16 protein-coding genes are annotated in these 20,621 nt (G+C 56.7%); 9 read left to right on the top strand and 7 right to left on the bottom strand.

Annotation, left to right across the window (positions count from 1 at the left end; genetic code table 11):
- Positions 1 to 852: an ABC transporter permease gene (locus ACT3UM_RS10325; protein ID WP_498898477.1), complete on the top strand. Its 852-nt coding sequence runs from the start codon at positions 1 to 3 to the stop codon at positions 850 to 852.
- Positions 853 to 892: 40 nt separating this feature from the next.
- Here the strand turns inward: ACT3UM_RS10325 and ACT3UM_RS10320 are convergent, their stop codons facing one another.
- The 3 genes from ACT3UM_RS10320 to gbca all read right to left on the bottom strand — a co-directional run bounded on the left by ACT3UM_RS10320 (position 893) and on the right by gbca (position 5,133).
- A complete protein-coding gene (locus tag ACT3UM_RS10320; RefSeq protein WP_498898475.1) occupies positions 893 to 2,929 on the bottom strand; it encodes an oxidoreductase in 2,037 nt (678 codons plus the stop codon).
- Positions 2,930 to 3,086: 157 nt separating this feature from the next.
- Positions 3,087 to 3,722, bottom strand: a complete 636-nt coding sequence (locus tag ACT3UM_RS10315) for a TetR/AcrR family transcriptional regulator (protein WP_498898473.1) — start codon at positions 3,720 to 3,722, stop codon at positions 3,087 to 3,089.
- Between the two features lie 124 nt (positions 3,723 to 3,846).
- Entirely contained in the window at positions 3,847 to 5,133 is a 1,287-nt protein-coding gene (gbca, locus tag ACT3UM_RS10310; RefSeq protein WP_498898471.1) for a glycine betaine monooxygenase oxygenase subunit, read from the bottom strand.
- 362 nt (positions 5,134 to 5,495) lie between these two features.
- Between gbca and gbcB the strand changes: the two genes are divergently transcribed.
- From gbcB to ACT3UM_RS10270, 8 genes are all read left to right on the top strand, one after another.
- Positions 5,496 to 6,602 carry a glycine betaine monooxygenase reductase subunit gene (gbcB, locus tag ACT3UM_RS10305; RefSeq protein ID WP_498898469.1) on the top strand — a complete coding sequence of 369 codons (1,107 nt, stop codon included), beginning with the start codon at positions 5,496 to 5,498 and terminating at the stop codon, positions 6,600 to 6,602.
- A gap of 386 nt (positions 6,603 to 6,988) precedes the next feature.
- The gene (gene glyA, locus ACT3UM_RS10300) at positions 6,989 to 8,302 is read left to right on the top strand and encodes a serine hydroxymethyltransferase (protein WP_498898467.1); all 1,314 of its coding nucleotides are present in this window, start codon (positions 6,989 to 6,991) and stop codon (positions 8,300 to 8,302) included.
- 47 nt (positions 8,303 to 8,349) lie between these two features.
- Complete coding sequence (locus tag ACT3UM_RS10295; protein ID WP_009286043.1) at positions 8,350 to 9,600, top strand: sarcosine oxidase subunit beta family protein; 1,251 nt, start codon at positions 8,350 to 8,352, stop codon at positions 9,598 to 9,600.
- A 24-nt stretch (positions 9,601 to 9,624) separates the two neighbouring features.
- Positions 9,625 to 9,966, top strand: a complete 342-nt coding sequence (locus tag ACT3UM_RS10290; protein WP_386080746.1) for a sarcosine oxidase subunit delta — start codon at positions 9,625 to 9,627, stop codon at positions 9,964 to 9,966.
- Positions 9,963 to 13,013, top strand: coding sequence for a sarcosine oxidase subunit alpha family protein (locus tag ACT3UM_RS10285; protein WP_498898464.1), 3,051 nt, complete (start codon positions 9,963 to 9,965; stop codon positions 13,011 to 13,013). The genes ACT3UM_RS10290 and ACT3UM_RS10285 overlap by 4 nt, the downstream gene beginning before the upstream one ends.
- The gene (locus ACT3UM_RS10280) at positions 13,006 to 13,638 is read left to right on the top strand and encodes a sarcosine oxidase subunit gamma (protein WP_498898462.1); all 633 of its coding nucleotides are present in this window, start codon (positions 13,006 to 13,008) and stop codon (positions 13,636 to 13,638) included. The genes ACT3UM_RS10285 and ACT3UM_RS10280 overlap by 8 nt, the downstream gene beginning before the upstream one ends.
- A gap of 71 nt (positions 13,639 to 13,709) precedes the next feature.
- Entirely contained in the window at positions 13,710 to 14,576 is an 867-nt protein-coding gene (gene purU, locus ACT3UM_RS10275; RefSeq protein WP_386080739.1) for a formyltetrahydrofolate deformylase, read from the top strand.
- A 296-nt stretch (positions 14,577 to 14,872) separates the two neighbouring features.
- Entirely contained in the window at positions 14,873 to 16,255 is a 1,383-nt protein-coding gene (locus tag ACT3UM_RS10270) for an L-serine ammonia-lyase (protein WP_498898459.1), read from the top strand.
- A 92-nt stretch (positions 16,256 to 16,347) separates the two neighbouring features.
- Here the strand turns inward: ACT3UM_RS10270 and ACT3UM_RS10265 are convergent, their stop codons facing one another.
- From ACT3UM_RS10265 to mapR, 4 genes are all read right to left on the bottom strand, one after another.
- Positions 16,348 to 16,470, bottom strand: a complete 123-nt coding sequence (locus ACT3UM_RS10265) for a DUF2474 family protein (protein ID WP_082116842.1) — start codon at positions 16,468 to 16,470, stop codon at positions 16,348 to 16,350.
- 35 nt (positions 16,471 to 16,505) lie between these two features.
- Positions 16,506 to 17,513, bottom strand: a complete 1,008-nt coding sequence (gene cydB / locus ACT3UM_RS10260; protein ID WP_498898457.1) for a cytochrome d ubiquinol oxidase subunit II — start codon at positions 17,511 to 17,513, stop codon at positions 16,506 to 16,508.
- 13 nt (positions 17,514 to 17,526) lie between these two features.
- Positions 17,527 to 18,936 carry a cytochrome ubiquinol oxidase subunit I gene (locus ACT3UM_RS10255; RefSeq protein ID WP_498898455.1) on the bottom strand — a complete coding sequence of 470 codons (1,410 nt, stop codon included), beginning with the start codon at positions 18,934 to 18,936 and terminating at the stop codon, positions 17,527 to 17,529.
- Between the two features lie 197 nt (positions 18,937 to 19,133).
- Entirely contained in the window at positions 19,134 to 20,543 is a 1,410-nt protein-coding gene (gene mapR, locus ACT3UM_RS10250; RefSeq protein ID WP_498898453.1) for a GntR family transcriptional regulator MpaR, read from the bottom strand.
- Positions 20,544 to 20,621: the final 78 nt, after the last annotated feature.

Below are 20,621 nucleotides of genomic sequence, written 5' to 3'. Positions count from 1 at the left end.
ATGGCCATTCCTTCCTATGCCACCCGTGGCGAGCGCATCTGGCACTACCTATTCCTGGGTATCTGCGGGCTGGTTTTTCTGTTCCTAATCGGACCGCTGCTGATCATCATCCCACTGTCGTTCAATGCCGAGCCCTACTTCACTTTCAGCAAGGCGATGCTGTCCTTCGACCCGGCTGGCTACTCGCTGCGCTGGTATCAGGACTTCTTCACCTCGAGTGTATGGCTCAATGCCATCAAGAACAGCTTTATCATCGGTATTGCCTCCACCTTTCTGGCCACGGTACTGGGAACCGTGGCGGCGCTGGGGTTGTCGAGTCGGCATATGCCGGCGCGTGGCGCGATCATGGCGTTGCTGATTTCGCCGATGATCGTGCCGCTGATCATCTCCGCGGCGGCGATGTTCTTCTTCTTTTCCAAGGTCAATCTCGCCCAGACCTATTTGGGCGTAATTCTGGCCCACACAGCGCTAGGCATTCCCTTCGTGGTCATCACCGTGACTGCCACACTATCGAGTTTCGATACCACGCTGATTCGTGCTGCGCATAGTCTTGGCGCGAATCCGACTCGAACCTTCTTCAAGGTGGTGCTGCCGTTGGTCACGCCGGGTGTGGTCTCGGGGGCACTGTTCGCCTTTATTACGTCCTTCGACGAGGTGGTGGTGGTGTTGTTCATAGCAGGCCCCGAACAACGCACCATGCCGATCCAGATGTGGTCAGGCATTCGTGAGCAGATCAGCCCGACGATCCTCGCCGTAGCCACCATGCTGGTGCTGCTCTCGATGCTGCTGCTGACGACCCTCGAGCTGCTACGCCGGCGTAGTGAGCGGCTAAGGGGCCTCTCGCCCGATTGAGCCCAAATAGCGCTAATGCCGCACTGGTTTACTGCAAAAGCTATATGTCCTTGACCAGCCTGAGAGCGTCGTAGATGGCCGCGTGGGTGTTCCGGGACTCGACGGCATCGCCAATCCGGAACAGCTGGAAACGGCCATCCGGATTGTTGATGACGCGCTGAGGGTTGCCCACGATCAGGTCATCGTAGTTCACCTCGCCGCCATTGCTGGCGTGCGGTTTGAGCTCGAAATAGATGTCGGCCATGGGCGTGATGCCGTAGTTGACCACTACCTGGTCGATGCGCCGTTCGTGCTCAAGATCCATGTAGTCGCTGGTGATCTTGGCCAGTAGCTCGCCACCATCGCGTGCCACGGACTTCAGTCGGTAAGTGGTTGTGAAGGTGACGTTGGGTCGCTGCAGGGAGCGCATATAGGGCACCAGGTTCATGGCCATGATCTCTGCAGAGAAGGTGCGATCCGGCGTCATAATCTCCAGTTCGGCCCCCGCGGCGGCAATGATCTCCGCCGCCTGCAGGGCGGCATGGTCGCCAGCATCGTCGAACAGCAGTACCCGCTTGCCCGGTGGCACATGGCCGGACAGGATGTCCCAGGTGTTGACCACCAAATCGTGCCCGACCTCAGGCTGATCTTCCATGGGATAGCCGCCGGTGGCCACGATCACCACGTCCGGCTGCTCGGCGAGTACCTCCTCCACCTCGGCCCAGACGTTGTAGCGGATCTCGACGCCGAGCGCTTCGCAGCGCGCCAGGCGCCAATCGATGATGCCCAGCATCTCGCGGCGGCGCTCGCTCTGAGCGGTGAGGCGCACCTGTCCACCGGCATCGCTGGCGGCTTCCAGCACCACCACCGAATGGCCTCGCTCGCCGGCGACTCGGGCAGCTTCCAACCCCGCCGGACCGGCGCCGATAACCACCACTCGCCGCTGCTGTGCCGCCTTGGGAATAGTATGGGGCATGCTGGTTTCGCGCCCGGTAGCGGCGTTGTGGATGCAGTAGGCGGCGCCCCCCTGGTAGATACGATCAAGGCAGTAGTTGGCACCGACGCAGGGGCGAATCTCTTCCTCTCGCCCTTCGGCGATCTTGCGCACGATGTGCGGGTCGGCCATGTGGGCACGGGTCATGCCGATCATATCGACCTTGCCCGAGGCGATGGCATAACGAGCAGTGGCGACATCCTGGATCTTGGCGCCATGGAAGGTGGGAAAGTCGATCTCGCGGCGTATTTCGCCAGCGAAATCCAGGTGTGGGGCGCTGGGCATGCCTTGGATGGGAATCACGTCGGTGAGCCCTGCATCGGTATCGATGTGGCCGCGAACCACGTTGAGAAAATCGACCAGGCCGCTCTCCTTCAAGCGCCGTGATATCTCCATTCCATCGCCGGAGGTCAGCCCACCCGGCAGCATCTCGTCGCCGGTGTAGCGCACACCGACGATGAATGCCTCGCCAACCCGCTGGCGAATGGCGCGCAGCACCTCGAAAGTGAAACGCAGTCGGTTGTCGAGATCCCCGCCATAAGGCCCCTCAAGGGTATTGGTCAGCGGCGACCAGAACTGATCCATCAGATGGCCATAGGCCTGCAGCTCGATGCCATCAAGGCCGGCGGCGTGCATGCGTTCAGCGGCATCGGCGTAGTCGCGGATCAGGCGCTCAATATCCCAATCCTCGACCTGCTTGGGAAAAGCGCGGTGGGACGCCTCGCGACGATGCGAAGACGATACTGCTGGCAGCCAATCGCCCTTGTCCCAACGGGTGCGCCGACCCAGGTGGGTCAGTTGGATCATCACCGCGGTGCCGTGTTCGTGGCAGGCGTCGGTCAGCTCGCGCATCCACGGCACGACTTCATCCTTGTAGGCGAGGATGTTGTTGAACACTGGCGGGCTGTCCTTGGCCACCGCCGCAGACCCGGCGGTCATGGTCAGGCCAAGGCCTGCCTTGGCGCGCTCGACGTGGTAGGCACGGTAGAGTGCTTTGGGCATCCCGTCCTCAGGATAAGCGGGCTCATGGGCTGTCACCATGAGCCTGTTTTTCAGGGTCAGGTGCTTTAGCTGAAAGGGCTGCAGTAGCGGATCGTTAAGCATGGACAGGACGCCATTTTGTTGTGTATTGGATAAATCTAGGCGCCTATGTTCACTGTTGTCAATATAATGTTCATCGATGTACATTGCGGGGCGAGCATGTTCAATCGCCAATACGGCGGCGGGATGGGGGGTGATCGCCTATCAGCCTTGTTGTGGACTAGTCGCTGCTGGCTGGAGAATATCCATGGCGGGCATGGAAACGTTGTAGCTCTTTGGAACCAGTGGGCTGGCCGGTGAATATCTCGACATAGGCGGGGATGCGCTGCATGCGCACCTCAAGTGGTTCCTGGGTGTTCATCGAGATATAGCCGATCTGGGTTAGGTAGATGGTGCGACCACGCACGTTGGCCGCTAGCGGATCATAGCCGTAGCGTTCGAACATGCTTGCTAGGGCATCAATGCGCGTGCCGTCGGCGGCATCAATCTCACCCACCACGGCGTGCGACTGCAGCGCCCAGCTACGCATGGCGAACTCTAGCTGTGAGTCGAATAGATGGGGGTTCAGCCAGCAGTCGAAGACGTTGAGCATTGCCTCGACGATATTCTCGGCATAGGCTTCGGTCTGCTGCACCAGACCCTGGGTATTCTTTTCACGCCAGCGTGCGATCAGGGCCTCCAGCAGCGCCTCGCGATCCTTGAAGAACCAGTAGAAACTGGTGCGAGAAAGCTTTAGCCGTTTGGCCAGGGGAAGAATGCGTACGCTATCGACGCCGGATTCGAGTAGCAGCTCAAATGCCGCGTCGAGCCAGACGTCTTGGGAACCCTTGGCAGTGGGAGTATCGGAGGGTGGCATCAAACTCGTCTCTAGGAATGTTGCGGCAAAGTGTACACAGGTGTCTCTTGTGTGTACACGTTGTCAGTTCCGCTGGCTGAATCCTATAGTCGGTGACCGTCGCTGCCTTTAGACTTTCCAGATTTTACCCTTGCGCTAACTGTAGTGAAGGGGTGTTTTCGCCTAAATTCTCAAGCATTAGGGCGGCGTACCAGTCGACAAAATCGATAACACCAAACTCATAAGTTTCAGAGTAAGGGCCGGGTTGGTAAGCCTTGGAGTTAATCCCGCGCTGGTTCTCTTCGGCGAGCTGGCGATCCTGGTCGTTGGTAGCATCCCATACGCGGCGGAGCTGCTCGGGATCGTAGTCAATGCCTTCCACGGCATCCTTGTGAACTAGCCACTTGGTGGTCACCACAGTTTGCTGCGGGCCAAGGGGAAGTACGCGGAATACCACCGCGTGATCGCCCATGAAGTGGTTCCATGAATTAGGCAGATGCAGGATGCGCAGCGAGCCCATATCAGGGCTTGTTAAGCGGCCCATTAGCTTCTTACAGCCGGGCTTACCGTCCATTGTCATGGAGACAATGCCATCCAGCAGCGGCGTGCGGGTCAGACGATTGCGTTTGCCAAAGCGCTTCAACTGATAGGGCACTTGCTCCTCATCCCAATCCGCTTGTTTGCATGCCACCAGCTCTTTATAGGCGGGCGTTGCGCGCGGATCGTCGGTGTCATCAAACTCTTGCAATGAGTTCAGCAGCTCAGGGTGTGCGCCGTTGCAGTGATAGCACTCGCGGTTGTTTTCGATGACCAGCTTCCAGTTGGCTTGCTCGACGATACTGGACTCTACGGCGACCTTGACGTTGTCCATCTGGTAGGGCTCAAGATAATGCTCAAGCGTTTCCAGAAAGTCATCCATAGGGGGCGGGTTGTCGCTTAAGTTGATAAAGATGAAACCGCCAGCGGTGCAAATGCTGACCGGCTTGAGGCCAAACTGATCAAGGTTGAAATCAGTGCCCATATCGCTGCCAGCAAACAGCAAGCGACCATCAAGCTCGTAAGTCCACTGGTGATACGGACAGACCAGTTTTGCCACTTTGCCCTTATCCTTTACGCAAAGTCGCGAACCGCGGTGGCGGCAGACATTGTGAAAGGCATGAATGGTGCCTTCACCACCGCGTACGATGACAATGGGGTTGTCACCGATATCCAGTGTCATGAAGTTACCCTTGGTGGGGATCTCGCATGTCATTCCTGCGAACAGCCACTCTTTCTCAAACACCTCTTGCATATCAATGGCAAACAGGCGGGCATCGTTATAAAACGGTTGTGGAAGCGAAAAAGTACGCCCCCTTGCCTGCAACATTTGGGTCGTTGACTCACGAGCCGCTGCAAGTGGGTCGTCCATTAGATTAGAAACACTTTTTTCCATACCAGTATCCTCGTAAACCACCGCTTTCCCCTCTAGGGCTGCGAGTCGGCCGTTAGTCAAGATTGTTTATCTTGTTGCGCTGTTGCGTAACCTGGCGTTTTATTTAAATGTGGTCTGACGTCAGTGACAGATTGTGTTGCAGGCTACTCCCTGCCAGTTATCTGCCCGCGACATTAGGTGGCGTAGCGGCGACTAAAAAAGCGCTTTCTAAACGATAAAGAGTGGCACGAGGTAAGTGCGCGTCGTTGTCAGGTAAGTCGGCTAGCAGGCGCATCCCCAGAATGCATCTCAACGGTACTGGCCGTATAGCGATTACGGTTCGGTGATGCATAGTGATAAAGGCTGGTCAGGCAGAGGCGATAATGACAACCAATTTCTTCAATCCGGTCACGACCCAAACCTGGACCAACGGCCGCCACCAGGTACGTTGTGTTAAGGTCATCCAGGAAACCCAGGATGTGCGCACGTTCTGTTTTATGGCCGAGCAGCCTGTACTGTTCTTTTTCAAGCCCGGTCAGTTCGTGACGCTGGAGCTTGAGATTGATCATCAGCCGATCATGCGCTCTTATACGATTTCCAGCTCTCCCTCTATCCCTTACAGCTTTTCAATCACCGTTAAACAAGTGCCGGGCGGTAAGGTGTCTAATTGGTTGCACGCTAATTTAAAGGTGGGCGACGAGCTGGTGGTGCACGGGCCGGTAGGCAATTTTAACTCTATCGATTTCCCAGCCGAGAAAGTGCTGTTTCTCTCTGGCGGGGTGGGCATTACGCCCTTGATGTCCATGACGCGCTGGCTGTTTGATACCAACGCCGCTGTTGACGTTGAGTTCATACACAGCGCTCGAGCCCCTCGTGATGTGATTTATCATCGTGAGCTGGTGCATATGTTTTCGCGCATTCCTGAGTTCAAGCTGCATATCATCTGCGAAAGTAAGGAAGATATTGGTGAAGCCTGGGCCGGCTACCGTGGCTACCTTACCCAGCCGCTGTTCGAACTCATTGTGCCGGACTTCATGGAAAGGGAGATATTCTGCTGCGGCCCGACCCCCTACATGAACGCCATCAAAAATATTCTTCGTGCCAACAACTTCAACATGGATCACTACCATGAGGAGTCGTTTGGCGCGACGCCGGTTGAGGTACGTGAAGATGTCCTTGAGCTGGCTGAGCAGGCAGAGGTCGACGCCGAAAATGTCGATACCAGCGAATTGCACAGCATTGAGTTTGCCTCTTCAGGGAAAAGTGTGCGCATTCAGCCGGGTGAGACGGTTCATGCGGCGGCAGCCAAGCTGGGTCTGCATATTCCCAAGGCCTGTGGTATGGGGATTTGTGGTACTTGCCGTGTAGAGCTCAAATCGGGTGAGGTGGAAATGGAGCATAACGGCGGTATCACGGATGAGGATGTCGAAGAAGGCTATATCCTGTCTTGCTGCAGCCGTCCTAAAGGGGATCTAGTGGTGGATTTCTAGCGCTGGCAGCCATTTTACTACCTGTCGCAAAACGCCCTTTATGGTTATGGCTGTAAAGGGCGTTTTGGTTTTGGTGATAACCAATAATCCTCCCTCTTAGACAGCACTGGTCACTAATAAGTAAGCATTCACCACTGGTTTTATCCTGCTGGGATGGGGCTTTTTCGGCGGTTTTTCCGGTCCTTTCTCGTCAGCATCAGCCTAAATGTTGCTGATGTCGCAAATGCATCGAGTGGTGACGTCGGCAAGCATCTTGGGCTCGGAAACCAACGATAGTATCGCGGTAACAACGCGTTGATAGGGACTTTGGTTGAAAGCGACCTGGGTTTATCAGCATTAAAGGTATGTCAGCACTTAATAAGAAAGTGACTAATGAGGAGGCGTTAATGCTTCACAATAATTTTTCCCCCAATGCCCGTTTGGCCAGTTACGACACGTTGCTTGCTGAAGCAATTGCTGAAGAAACGGTTCGCCAAGAAGCACATATTGAATTAATCGCCTCCGAAAATTACACCAGCAAACTTGTTATGGAAGCGCAAGGTACACAGCTGACCAACAAGTATGCAGAAGGCTATCCAGGTCGCCGTTATTACGGCGGCTGTGAGTTCGTGGACAAGGTTGAAGCCTTGGCCATTGAGCGAGCCTGCCACCTTTTTAGTGCCAACTATGCCAATGTGCAGCCGCATTCGGGGGCCCAGGCCAACGCCGCTGTGTTTATGGCACTGGTATCGCCGGGAGATACAATACTGGGTATGAGCTTGGCCCACGGCGGCCACTTAACCCATGGTGCTGCACCCAACTTTTCGGGCAAGCATTACAACGCTGTGCAGTATGGCCTTAAGCCGGAAACCGGCGAGATCGATTATGAAGAAGTCGAGCGCTTGGCTCGCGAGCACCAACCGAAGATGATCATCGCGGGCTTCTCCGCTTACTCTCGTGTGGTGGACTGGCGCCGTTTTCGCGCTATTGCCGATGAGGTGGGCGCCTGGTTGATGGTCGACATGGCCCACGTCGCTGGATTAGTGGCCGCGGGCCTCTATCCAAGCCCGCTTCCCTTCGCTCATGTGGTTACCACCACCACCCATAAAACGCTGCGCGGCCCGCGGGGTGGTTTGATTCTCTCCGCTCATGGCGACGAAGCGCTGTATAAAAAGCTTAATGGCGCAGTTTTCCCCGGTCAGCAGGGTGGCCCCTTGATGCACGTGATCGCTGCTAAGGCGGTGGCGTTTAAGGAGGCCATGAACCAGGAGTTTGTGCGCTACCAGCAGCAGGTGATCGATAACGCCCAGGCCATGGCCAAAGTGTTTATGGAGCGTGGCTACGACGTGGTGTCTGGCGGTACCGACGACCATCTTTTTCTGGTTTCGCTTATCCGCCAGGGCATTACCGGTAAAGATGCGGATGCAGCCCTTGGCCGCGCGTATATCACCGTTAATAAGAATACGGTGCCTAATGATCCCCAAAGCCCCTTCGTAACTTCCGGCCTGCGTATCGGCACCCCAGCGGTCACCACTCGCGGCTTCGATAGCCAGGAGTGTAGCGAACTAGCGGGCTGGATTTGCGACATCCTGGACGAGCTGGCGGCAGGCAAAGACACGACTGCCATTGAAGCCGAGGTGCAGGCCAAAGTGACCGACGTGTGTGCCCAGCACCCTGTTTACGCTGAGTCCGCCGTTGAAGCCGTCGAATCCATTGCTTGAATCGGCTTGCCGGCAGGGCCCGGCGCGGCTGAACTGAGGAGACCACTATGCAACGCTATTCCGGCTTCGGCCTGGTCAAGCACGCGCTGAGCCACCACGAGAACTGGGAGCGCCAGTGGCGCAACCCCACACCCAAGAAACAGTACGATGTCATCATCGTCGGTGGTGGCGGTCACGGCTTGGCCACGGCCTACTACTTGGCCAAAGAGTTCGGCGTCAAGAACGTGGCGGTGATCGAAAAAGGCTGGCTGGGCGGTGGTAACACCGCCCGTAATACCACCATCGTGCGTTCCAACTACCTGTGGGACGAATCGGCCGCTCTCTATGAACACGCCATGAAGCTGTGGGAAGGGCTTTCCCAGGATCTAAACTACAACGTCATGTTCTCCCAGCGCGGCGTTCTTAACCTAGGACATACCCTGCAGGATATGCGCGATATCCAGCGTCGGGTGAATGCCAATCGGCTGAATGGCATTGACGGCGAAGTGTTAGACGCCAAAGGGGTGCAGGAGCTGGTGCCAATTATGGACTGCTCCAAGAACGCTCGCTATCCGGTGATGGGGGCTTCCTGGCAGCCGCGTGCTGGCGTGGCGCGCCACGATGCGGTGGCCTGGGGCTATGCCCGCGGTGCCGATGCCCATGGTGTGGATATTCTGCAGCAGACCGAAGTCACCGGCTTCAAGATTCGTGATGGCCAGATCTATGGTGTACACACCAACCGTGGCGATATTGAAGCCAAAACCGTCGGTTGTGTGACTGCCGGTAACTCCAGCGTGCTGGCCAAGATGGGGGGCTTTAACCTGCCGTTGGAGTCCCATCCGCTGCAAGCCTTGGTGTCTGAACCGATCAAACCGATTCTCGATACGGTGGTGATGTCGAACCAGGTGCATGGCTACATCAGCCAGTCCGATAAGGGCGACCTGGTAATCGGTGCGGGCATCGACGGCTACAACGGCTATGGTCAACGCGGCAGCTACCCCACCGTAGAGCACACGCTTCAGGCGATCGTCGAGATGTTCCCGATCTTCTCGCGGGTGCGCATGAACCGTCAGTGGGGCGGTATTGTTGATACCTGCCCGGATGCCTGCCCGATTATCTCCAAAACGCCGGTGAAGGGTCTGTACTTCAACTGCGGCTGGGGTACCGGCGGCTTCAAAGCCACACCAGGGTCGGGGCATGTCTTCGCTGCCAGCCTGGCCAAGGGTGAAATGCACCCCATCGCCGAGCCGTTCTCCATGTTCCGCTTCCATAGCGGTGCGCTGATCGACGAACACGGCGCTGCCGGCGTGGCCCACTAGGGTTCATACGAGAGGAATATCCGCATGTTCTATATCTACTGCCCCTACTGCGGCGAACACCGTGAGGAAGAGGAGTTCCACCCCAAGGGCCAGGCGCATATCGAGCGCCCCAAGGAGCCCGAGGCGTGTAGTGACGAAGAGTGGGGTGACTACCTGTTCTTCCGTGACAACCCCCGTGGCGTTCACCATGAAATGTGGGTGCACGCGGTGGGTTGCCGCAAGTTTTTCAACGTGACGCGTCACACCGTGAGCTACGAGATTCTCGAGACTTACAAAATGGGTGAGCAGCCGTCGATTACCGCCGACAGCCAGAATCAGACTCGCGAGGCGGCCGCGGTCAGCCAACAAGAAGGAGTGCGGGCATGAGCCAGTCTAAGCAACAAGTGTACCGCCTTAACACAGGCGGCCGTATCGATCGCTCCCGCACGTTGAGCTTTACCTTTAACGGCCAGCGTTACCAAGGGCACCCCGGGGATACCCTGGCCTCGGCCCTGCTGGCGAACGGTGTGGATATCGTTAACCGCAGCTTTAAATACTCGCGCCCCCGCGGCATCGTCGCTGCGGGTGCCGAAGAGCCCAATGCCATCGTGCAGCTGGGCAGCAGCGAGGCTGGCCAGGTGCCCAACGTGCGCGCCACCCAGCAGGCGCTGTATGAGGGACTGACCGCCAGTAGCACCAACGGCTGGCCAAACGTCCAGCGCGACCTGATGGGGCTGATCGGCAAGCTGGGGGGGCAGTTTATGCCGCCTGGCTTCTACTACAAGACCTTCATGGCGCCGGCCTCAATGTGGCTGACCTACGAAAAATATATCCGTAAGGCGGCGGGCCTGGGTCGCAGCCCCATGGAAGCCGATCCGGACAGCTATGATCACTTCAATCAGCACTGCGATGTGCTGGTTGTCGGCGCAGGCGCCGCGGGTCTGGCGGCAGCGCTGGCCGCCGCGCGCAGCGGCGCTCGGGTGATCGTTGCCGATGAGCAGGACGAAATGGGCGGCTCGTTGCTGGCCAGTCGTGAAACCCTGGAAGGCAAGCCAGCGGATCAGTGGGTTGTCCGGGTGATGGACGAGTTGGCGGGCTGCGAGAACGTCACGCTGCTGCCGCGTACTACGGCCAACGGTTATCACGATCACAATTTCGTTACCCTGCATGAGCGGCGCACCGAACACCTGGGCGATACGGCGCCGGTGGAAAATGGCCACCGTCAGGTACGCGCACGCCTGCACCGGGTACGCGCTGGTCAGGTGATCCTGTCCACGGGCGCCCACGAGCGTCCGCTGGTATACGCGGGCAATGACGTGCCGGGCAACCTACTGGCTGGCGCTGTGTCGACCTACATTCGCCGCTATGGCGTGGCGCCGGGCCGCAAACTGGTGCTCTCCACCAGTAACGATTATGGCTACCGCGCTGCCCTGGACTGGAAAGAGGCCGGCTGTAAGGTAGTGGCTATCGTGGATGCCCGCGAAGCACCGGCAGGTGACTGGGTGGATGCCGCCCGCGCCCAGGGCATCAACATCATTACCGGCAGTGCTGTGATCGAGGCGAAGGGCAGCAATCGGGTCACCGCGGCACGGGTCGCCAAAATCGATATTGACGCTTTCAAAGTGAGCGGCCCGGTTCAGGAACTGGCCTGCGACACTATTGCCAGCTCCGGCGGCTACAGCCCGGTGATTCATCTGGCTTCTCACACCGGCGCGCGGCCTACCTGGCGTGACGATATTCTCGGCTTTGTGCCGGGGCTGGTGAAGGGCGTTCAGGCATGTGGTGGTACTAATGGCATCTATGCGTTGGGGGATGTGCTCGCTGAGGGTGTCGAAGCGGGCATCAGAGCGTCGGCTGCCGTAGGGCACGCTGCCCAGCCGGTCAACCTACCCAGTACGGAATGTCTCCAGCAGGGGCCTGCGGTGGCACTCTTCCAAGTGCCCCATGAGAAGCCCACCCTGCGTGGCCCCAAGCAGTTCGTCGACCTGCAGAACGACGTCACCGCGGCGGGTATCGAGCTGGCGACTCGAGAGGGCTTTGAGTCCATCGAACACATTAAGCGCTATACCGCGATGGGCTTCGGTACTGACCAGGGCAAGCTGGGTAATATTAACGGCATGGCGATTGCCGCCCGTTGTTTGAGTCGCTCCATTCCTGAGGTGGGCACCACGGTGTTCCGTCCTAACTACACCCCGGTCACCTTCGGCGCCATCGTTGGTCGCCACTGCCGTGACCTGTTCGACCCCGAGCGCTACACCGCGCTGCACCAATGGCACGTGGAGCGCGGCGCCGAGTTCGAGGACGTTGGTCAGTGGAAGCGTCCCTGGTACTACCCAGAGAAGGTGAATGGAAAGACCGAGACGATGCACGAGGCAGTGGCTCGCGAGTGTCTGGCCGTGCGCGAGAAGGTCGGTATCCTCGATGCCTCGACCCTTGGCAAGATCGATATCCAGGGGCCGGATGCGCGTGAATTCCTGGCGCGGATTTACACCAACAAGTGGGAGAAGCTGGCAGTCGGCAAGTGCCGCTACGGCCTGATGTGTAAAGATGACGGTATGGTCACCGATGACGGCGTGACCAGCTGTCTTGCTGAAAATCACTTTTTGATGACCACCACTACCGGTGGCGCTGCTGCGATCCTGGAATGGCTGGAGCTATGGCATCAAACCGAGTGGCCGGAACTGGATGTCTACTTCTCTTCAGTGACTGACCACTGGGCCACCATGACCATCACTGGCCCAGAAGCGCGCAAGCTGCTCGCCGAGATCAGTGATATCGACCTTGACCGCGATAGCTTCAAGTTCATGGATTGGCGCTCCGGGAAAGTGGCGGGGGTGCCGGCACGGGTCTTTCGCATCTCCTTTACCGGCGAGCTGACCTTCGAGATCAACGTGCAAGCCAATTATGCCATGCACGTGTGGCAAACCCTGTTCAAACATGGCGAGAAGTACGGCTTGACGCCTTATGGCACCGAAACCATGCACGTTCTGCGGGCTGAAAAGGGCTTTATCATCGTGGGGCAGGAAACCGACGGCTCGGTGACGCCGGAAGACTTAGGGATGCAGTGGTGCGTAGGCTACGACAAGCCCTACTCGTGGATTGGCAAGCGAGCCCTGACGCGCAGTGACACCAAACGCGAAAACCGCAAGCAGTTGGTGGGGCTCCGGCCCAAGGATCCAAAGGTGATCCTCGAAGAGGGGGCCCAGATCGTGCTTGATCCCAAGCATGCGATCCCTATGCCGATGGTGGGGCATGTTACCTCCAGCTACTACAGCCCGATTCTGGATTCAGGGTTTGCGCTAGCGGTGGTTAAGGGTGGCCATCAGAAGTTGGGTGAAACGGTTTACCTGCCCATGGCAGACGGCCAGACCCATGAAGCTGAAATCGTCAGCACTGTTTTCTACGACCCCAAGGGAGAGCGCCAGCATGTCTAACGCGGCTACTTTCGACACACGTACTGATACCGCGATCCCGGTAGAGTCCCCGCTGGCCTACAGCTACCGTCACAGTGGCGCTCCTCGGGGCAGCGGTTACCGTCTTAAGCTACGCGAGCGGGCAATGCAGGGGCATCTGATCCTGCGTGGTGGCGCCATCGTGCTTGATGAGGCGGTGCGCGAGGTACTGGGGATCAGCCTGCCTGGCAAACCCCAGGCGCTGGTGCACGATGCCAGCGGCGAGCGCTCCATTCAGTGGCTTTCCCCGGACGAGTGGCTGGTGATTGTGCCCGGTGGGGAAGAGTTCCCGCTGGAGACGCAGCTGCGTGAGCGTCTGGGAGATGCCCACTTCGCCATTAGCGACGTTAGTGGTGGACAAACAGTGCTGGAGCTTTCCGGCGAGGCAGCCCGTGAGCTGTTGATGAAAACGGTGATCTACGATGTTCACCCCAGTAATTTCCCGGTGGGGAAAGGCGTCACTACCGTTTTTGCCAAGGCGACCACTATCCTTCGTCGCCCTAGTGAAGAGCGCTGGGAGCTAGTGGTACGGCGCAGCTTTGCCGACTACTGCTATCGCTGGTTACTGGATGCCGGGTCAGAGTACGGCGTTAACGTAGAACAATAAGCTGGCAGGCCGGAACACTGTTTCGGCCGCTACGATCTTTCGCGACGATCTGCCGCTACTAGAGATGCACTATGAGCCGAATGAGTGATACCTGGATACTTGCCGCCCAATGCCCCAGCCGCTTGGGAACGGTGGATGTCGTCACCCGCTTTCTAAAAGAGCAGCAGTGCTATATCACTGAACTCAACTCTTTCGATGACCGGCTGGGCGGACGCTTTTTCATTCGCGCCGAGTTTCGCCCAGAGCAAGATGAGTTTCATGAAGAGCGCTTTCACGCCGATTTTGCAGCGCGGGCGAGCGAATTCGACATGCAGTTTGAACTGACGGCGCCGGGCAAACGCACCGGCACCGTGATTATGGTCTCCAAGGCCGATCACTGCTTGAATGATCTGCTCTACCGTTATCGGACGGGCCAGCTTCCGCTGGATATCAAAGCAGTGATTTCCAATCATCCCGATCTGGAGCCGTTGGCAGCCTGGCACGATTTGCCCTACCACTACCTGCCGATCACGCCCGAGACGAAATTGCAGCAGGAAGCGCAGATACGCGAAATCATCGCGGATACCAACGCTGAACTGGTGGTGCTGGCAAGGTATATGCAAGTGCTTTCGCCCTCCATGTGTGAGCTATTAGCTGGCCGGGCCATCAATATTCACCATTCGCTGCTGCCCGGTTTTAAAGGCGCCAAGCCTTATCATCAGGCCTATGAGAAAGGAGTTAAGCTAGTCGGCGCCACGGCCCACTACATTAATAACGACCTTGATGAAGGGCCCATTATTGCCCAAGGGGTCGAGCCTGTGGATCACACCCACTACCCAGAGGATCTGGTTGCCAAGGGACGGGATATCGAGTGCCTAACGCTGGCGAGAGCGATTAGCTACCACTTGGAACGCCGCGTGTTCTTTTATTCAGGGCGCACAGTCGTTTTTGGTAACTAGTCTTTTTGTAACTAATGCTTGTTACCTGGTGCTTTTGTTAATAAACGCAAACAGTTTGAGCGCGCTTTTATAACTGGGTTGCTGTCGTTGCTAAGCTTTTCCCAGAGCGATATGTAACCCCTTGTTATATGTGAGAAGTTGTATGTGATAAGTCGTGCCTAAAAGTATGATTTTATAAATATAAAAATATCATCAATAAAAGATAGATTAGTTTTATTTACCATCACATCAATAACTTATTGAAATTGTCAGGCACCGCCTGATTTTCCCCTGTTTATACGTCAAGAGGTGCTCCAATGCCTATCAGTGTTTTCGACCTTTTTAAGATTGGAGTAGGCCCCTCCAGTTCCCATACCGTCGGGCCCATGCAGGCGGCTTTTAAGTATGTTACCACCCTGCGCGAAAACAGCCTGCTCGATGAAGTGGAGCACCTTGAGGTGCATCTATATGGTTCGCTATCAGCGACTGGGGTAGGTCATGCTACTGATCATGCGATTATTATGGGCTTGATGGGTGAACGCCCTAGCACAATAGACCCCTCGATTATTGAGCCCGCCATTCAGACGCTTAAAGAGAGCCAGTCATTAGCGCTTGGCCGCCAAAAAGAAGTGACGTTTGTTTGGGAGAGTGACCTCTATTTTCATGAAGAGAGTTTGCCGCACCATCCAAATGCCATGAAGCTGGCAGCTTTTACGCACCAGGGCGAATTGGTATATGAAAATACCTATTACTCGGTGGGCGGCGGCTTTGTGGTTGAACAAGCCCAAGTGGATATGCCGCTAGACGATTTGGGTGGCGTTACCCTTCCTTACAACTTTGACACCGCTGACCAGCTCTTGGCGCTATGTAAAAAAGAGCAGCTAAGTGTCAGCCGGCTGATGTTGGAAAATGAGAAAGTCTGGCGGACGGAGGAGGAGGTCAGAAACGAACTGTGGCGTATCTGGCAGGTGATGTGTGAATGCATCGACAATGGGCTAACCCACGAAGGGATACTGCCGGGCGGATTAAAAGTAAAACGCCGGGCCAAGCTCCTTCACCAGCGCCTTCAAGCAGCCGAGCAGAATGACTGCCTCATAGCCTCGACGTTTTCCGCGATGGAGTGGGTGAATATTTTTGCCCTCGCCGTCAACGAAGAAAACGCCGCGGGCGGGCGCATGGTCACGGCCCCCACCAACGGCGCCGCGGGCATCATCCCCGCCGTCTTACACTACTATATGAAGTTTCAGCCCAACGCCTGCGAGAAAAACGTGGTGGATTTTTTGCTGGCGGCAGGCGCTATTGGCATTCTCTGCAAGAAAAATGCCTCGATCTCCGGTGCCGAAGTGGGCTGCCAAGGAGAAGTCGGATCGGCATGTGCCATGGCAGCCGCTGGCTTGGCGGATGTGATGGGCGGAACGCCCGAACAAGTAGAGCATGCGGCCGAAATCGGGTTGGAGCACAATTTAGGATTAACCTGCGACCCTGTCGGTGGCCTAGTTCAAGTCCCTTGTATTGAGCGCAACGCCATTGCAACGGTCAAGGCGATCAATGCCGCCCAGATGGCGTTGCGGGGTGATGGCACGCACTTTATCTCGTTGGACAAGGTGATTCGTACCATGCGCGATACCGGCCGAGACATGTTGGATAAGTACAAAGAGACATCCAAAGGTGGCTTAGCTGTGAATGCTATTGAGTGTTAGAAAAGCGCCTGCTGGAGTAGATGTAAGTGCTGGATTCTTGCTGAGAAGGGATTCAGCATTCTCTTTTTGAGCTATGGGTGCAAAAGAGGTCGTTAGCTGGTCAATCCCGCCATTCCCATCACAAACTTAAGTCCCAATGAAATCAGCAAGAGAACACCCACACTCGAAAGCCAGATGGTGACTAACCAGCCCAGGCGCTTGGCGAGAGGCTTCATTGTCTTACTCCTCAATACACAGGGGGATAGGGGGGTTAATGATAAGCATCGCCAGGTTTCACCTTGCCGCGGAAGACGTAGTAACTCCAGGCGGTGTACATCAAGATAATCGGCAGAATAAACAGCGTGCCTACTAAGGCAAAGCCTTGGCTTTGGGCGGGGGCGGCGACCTGCCAGATAGAGGCATCGGGCGGTATAATCGTTGGCCACAGGCTAATGCCCAGACCGCTGTAGCCTAAAAATACCAGCGCCAAGACCAACACAAAGGGCAGGGCGGTGTCTTGAAAGGCGATAGCACGCCATAGCCACCAACCTACCAGCATGACTAACAGCGGTACCGGTAAAAACCACAGCAGGTTGGGTAGCGAAAACCAGCGGGCGGCAATATTCGGGTAAGCCAGCGGTGTCCATACACTGACCAGGGCGATCATCACCAGCAGCCCGAGCGTCAACGGTTTGGTGATCCGGTACATCCGCTGTTGCAGGGCGCCTTCGGTTTTCATTATCAGCCAGGTGCTGCCTAGCAGGGCATAGGCAAACAGCAGGCCGACGCCGCAAAACAGCGAAAAAGGTGTGAGCCAGTCCAGCGAGCCACCGCTGAAATGAATGCCATCGAAGGCGATCCCCTGAATATAGCCGCCCAAGGCAACGCCTTGTGCAGTGGTCGCCAGCAGCGAGCCGCCGATAAAGGCTTTGTCCCATACATGGCGCCGCTGGGGGGAGGCCTTGAAGCGAAACTCAAAGGCGACGCCGCGAAAAATTAGCCCCAGCAACATCACGATTAGCGGAATCGCCAGTGCTTCCAACACCACAGCGTAGGCGAGAGGGAAGGCGGCGAATAGTCCCGCGCCGCCTAACACTAGCCAGGTTTCGTTGCCGTCCCACACGGGCGCCACGGTGTTCATCATAATGTCGCGCTCCTGCTCGTCATGAACGCTTAGAAAAAGCAGGCCAATGCCTAAGTCAAAACCATCCATGACCACATACATCATCACACCAAACAGGATGATAATGGCCCAGATAAGTGATAAATCAATGCCCATAGTGCACCCCAATCTAGTAGTGAGTCGTCAGTGTGTCGTTAACCGCCGAGAGCGGCCGTGCGGGCGTGTGTTGATGGCCTGGGCCACCTAAGGTGTGCGAAGGGGAATCGCTTGGGCCTTTATTGACCAAGCTCATCATGTAGATAACGCCGGTGCCGAAGACGGCCAGATAGACCACCACAAAGGCCGCCAAGCTAATGCTGAGGTGCACAGCGTTGTGCGCTGAAGCGGCATCGGCGGTGCGCAGTAATCCGTAGACGACCCAAGGTTGGCGGCCTACTTCGGTGGTAAACCAGCCCGCCAGTAAAGCCACTAGCCCCGCTGGGCCCATGCCTAACGTGAACAGTAGAAAGCGGCGGGATGTATATAGCCGCCCTTTGATGCGCAGGGTGTTGCCCACGATGGCAAGCAGAATCATTAACACCCCAAGCCCAACCATTAACCGAAAGCTCCAGAACACGATAGTCGAATTGGGGCGGTCTTCCGGGGCGAACTCCTTAAGGGCGGGGATTTGCTCGGTCAAGCTGTGCTGTAACAGCAGGCTGCCCAACACGGGAATCTCCACTTTGAAGCGAGTCTCTTCGCGGTTCATATCGGGTAAGCCGAACAGGATCAGCGGGGTGGGTTCACCGCTACTGTTATCCCAGTGCCCTTCGATAGCGGCGATCTTGGCAGGCTGGTGTTCCAGAGTATTAAGACCATGCATGTCACCCACCACGGCCTGAAGCGGGGCAGTGATGGCCAGCATGATCAGCGCCATGGAGAGCATGGTGCGTACTTCAGGGGAGTGCTTGCCCCTTAGTAGCAGCCAAGCGGCGGAGGCGGCGACAAATAGCGCTGTACTTAAGAAAGCAGCCAGTGCCATATGGGCAAGGCGGTAGGGAAAAGAGGGATTAAAGACAATCTTCATCCAATCAACGGGAATCACCACACCGTTGATGATGTCGTGGCCTTGCGGGGTCTGCATCCAACTGTTGGAGGAGAGTATCCAAAACATCGATATGAGGGTGCCGAGCGCGACCATGCAGGTGGCAAAAAAGTGCAGGCCCCTGCCAACGCGCTCCCAGCCAAATAGCATCACCCCTAGAAAGCCGGCTTCCAGGAAGAAAGCTGTGAGCACTTCGTAGGTGAGCAATGGCCCTGTGACACTCCCCGCAAAGGCAGAAAAGCCGCTCCAATGGGTGCCAAACTGGTAGGCCATCACAATGCCCGAGACCACGCCCATGGCAAAGTTGACGGCAAAGATTTTTGACCAGAAGTGGTATAGATGGCGATAGGTATCCCGCTGGGTCTTTAGCCACAGCCCTTCCAGCACGGCCAGGTAGCTGGCTAAACCGATAGTGATGGCGGGAAAAATGATGTGAAAGGAAATAGTAAAGGCAAACTGCACCCTGGCCAAATCAATGGCCGCGATTCCGAGCATGGCGCTTCCTCCGATGACAGCCACTGTCTTAACTAAATAGTGGGCCGGTATAGCCGCTGTATGGCTTCATCGGAACAGTCTATCGCTTGCTGTATTTCATAACAGACTCAGTTTTTCACTAAAAAACCAGATCAGTTGCTCTGGGTTAAGCACTGAGGTACTAATAGCGGCTTTACATAATTGGTCAGGAAAGATAGTCAGAAAAGCGTTAATAACTGCCCCAACGTTTCCATACCGCGCTCGCTGCGTGGCGTCCAGGGGTGGCCATAGCTTAGGCGCACGCAGTGGCGAAACTGCTGGGTCGCGGAAAAAATCGGGCCTGGCGCTAAGCTAACGCCATGGTCGAGCGCCGTATTAAATAGCCGCAGCGAATCCACCTGCTCGGGAAACTCCACCCACAAAAAGTAGCCGCCCGCTGGGCGGGTGATGCGAGTATGGGTAGGAAAGTAGCGATCCGCCGCCGCTAACATGCTGCCTTGCTGGGCTTCTAAGGCGTGGCGGAGTTTGCGCAAATGGCGGTCATAACCGCCGTGCTGCAAATAGTCAGCGATGGCTGCCTGAGCGGGCACGGAGGGCGAGATTGTGGTCATCAGTTTTAGCCGCGAGATGGCCTGTGCATAGCGGCCGCCCGCTACCCAACCGACCCGGTAGCCGGGTGCCAAGCACTTTGAGAAGGAGCTGCAGTGAATGACCAACCCCTCATCATCGAAGGTTTTTACGGGCGCGGGTGGGGTGCTGCCAAAGTACAGCTCGGCATATACATCATCCTCTAGCATCGGCACTTGGTGCTGTTTTATCAGCTGATAGAGGGCTTGTTTGCGCTCTCTGCTCATGCTGGCGCCGATTGGGTTCTGTAAATGGCTCATAAACCAGCAGGCTTTGATGGGCAGTGTCTCTAGTCGCTCTGCCAACACGTCGAGGTCGATTCCCTCCCGTGGGTGAACCGGAACCTCTACGGCGCGAAGTTTTAGTCGCTCCAATACCTGCAGGCTGGCATAAAACGCCGGCGACTCAATCGCCACCAGATCGCCCGGCTGGGTAACACTCTGCAGCGCTAGATTAAGCCCCTCCAGAGCACCATTGGTAATCACCAGCTCTTCCATCGGCAGTTGAATGCCGCCCAGCATGTAGCGCAGGGCAATCTGCCGACACAGATCGGTATGCCCGGTGGTCATGTCAGCCACCACCTGTTGAGGCGAAAGCGCCCGCAACCCCCGCGTCATGCTGATACTCAAGCGCGAAAGCGGAAACAGCTCAGGACTGGGAAAGGCCGATCCAAAGGGCACCGTGCGGTCATCCTGAAGCGAGCCAAGCACTGAGAACACCAACTCGCTGACTTCTACCTCTGCTGGGTCGGTGGGCTGCAGCGTTACACGCGGTTCGTCCAGCAGGCGCCGGGCGTGTTCACGCACAAAATACCCCGAGCGTGCCCTTGCAGTGATAAGCCCACGGTTCTCAAGTAAATAGTAAGCCTGGAACACCGTAGAAGGGCTAATGCCGTGATGGCGGCTAGCCTGGCGCACCGAGGGGATTCGTTCCCCTGGGCCAAGCACACCTTGGCGAATCAGCGTCGCTATCTCATCGGCAAACTGTTCGTAGCGTTTCATGGGATAAACCGTCGGTGTATTGATTAAAACGCCCGAATGCTCCATCACAGTGTTAGCTGGCACAGCGCGGATCTCTGC

This window comes from Halomonas sp. AOP13-D3-9 (genome assembly GCF_052379125.1).
In the GTDB taxonomy this organism is placed as follows: Bacteria; Pseudomonadota; Gammaproteobacteria; order Pseudomonadales; family Halomonadaceae; genus Vreelandella.
The sequence above is the reverse complement of the archived record's forward strand: the minus strand, read 5'-3'. Positions and strand labels throughout refer to the sequence as shown.

Excerpts from the sequence above, each read along its gene's own strand:
- ACT3UM_RS10315 (WP_498898473.1), bottom strand. The coding sequence starts at position 3,722 with ATGCCACCCTCCGATACTCCCACTGCCAAGGGTTCCCAAGACGTCTGG.
- ACT3UM_RS10265 (WP_082116842.1), bottom strand. The coding sequence starts at position 16,470 with ATGAAGCCTCTCGCCAAGCGCCTGGGCTGGTTAGTCACCATCTGGCTT.
- ACT3UM_RS10290 (WP_386080746.1), top strand. The coding sequence starts at position 9,625 with ATGTTCTATATCTACTGCCCCTACTGCGGCGAACACCGTGAGGAAGAG.
- purU (WP_386080739.1), top strand. The coding sequence starts at position 13,710 with ATGAGCCGAATGAGTGATACCTGGATACTTGCCGCCCAATGCCCCAGC.
- mapR (WP_498898453.1), bottom strand. The coding sequence starts at position 20,543 with ATGAAACGCTACGAACAGTTTGCCGATGAGATAGCGACGCTGATTCGC.
- gbca (WP_498898471.1), bottom strand. The coding sequence starts at position 5,133 with ATGGAAAAAAGTGTTTCTAATCTAATGGACGACCCACTTGCAGCGGCT.
- ACT3UM_RS10320 (WP_498898475.1), bottom strand. The coding sequence starts at position 2,929 with ATGCTTAACGATCCGCTACTGCAGCCCTTTCAGCTAAAGCACCTGACC.
- ACT3UM_RS10325 (WP_498898477.1), top strand. The coding sequence starts at position 1 with ATGGCCATTCCTTCCTATGCCACCCGTGGCGAGCGCATCTGGCACTAC.
- glyA (WP_498898467.1), top strand. The coding sequence starts at position 6,989 with ATGCTTCACAATAATTTTTCCCCCAATGCCCGTTTGGCCAGTTACGAC.
- gbcB (WP_498898469.1), top strand. The coding sequence starts at position 5,496 with ATGACAACCAATTTCTTCAATCCGGTCACGACCCAAACCTGGACCAAC.
- cydB (WP_498898457.1), bottom strand. The coding sequence starts at position 17,513 with ATGGGCATTGATTTATCACTTATCTGGGCCATTATCATCCTGTTTGGT.
- ACT3UM_RS10255 (WP_498898455.1), bottom strand. The coding sequence starts at position 18,936 with ATGCTCGGAATCGCGGCCATTGATTTGGCCAGGGTGCAGTTTGCCTTT.
- ACT3UM_RS10270 (WP_498898459.1), top strand. The coding sequence starts at position 14,873 with ATGCCTATCAGTGTTTTCGACCTTTTTAAGATTGGAGTAGGCCCCTCC.
- ACT3UM_RS10295 (WP_009286043.1), top strand. The coding sequence starts at position 8,350 with ATGCAACGCTATTCCGGCTTCGGCCTGGTCAAGCACGCGCTGAGCCAC.
- ACT3UM_RS10285 (WP_498898464.1), top strand. The coding sequence starts at position 9,963 with ATGAGCCAGTCTAAGCAACAAGTGTACCGCCTTAACACAGGCGGCCGT.
- ACT3UM_RS10280 (WP_498898462.1), top strand. The coding sequence starts at position 13,006 with ATGTCTAACGCGGCTACTTTCGACACACGTACTGATACCGCGATCCCG.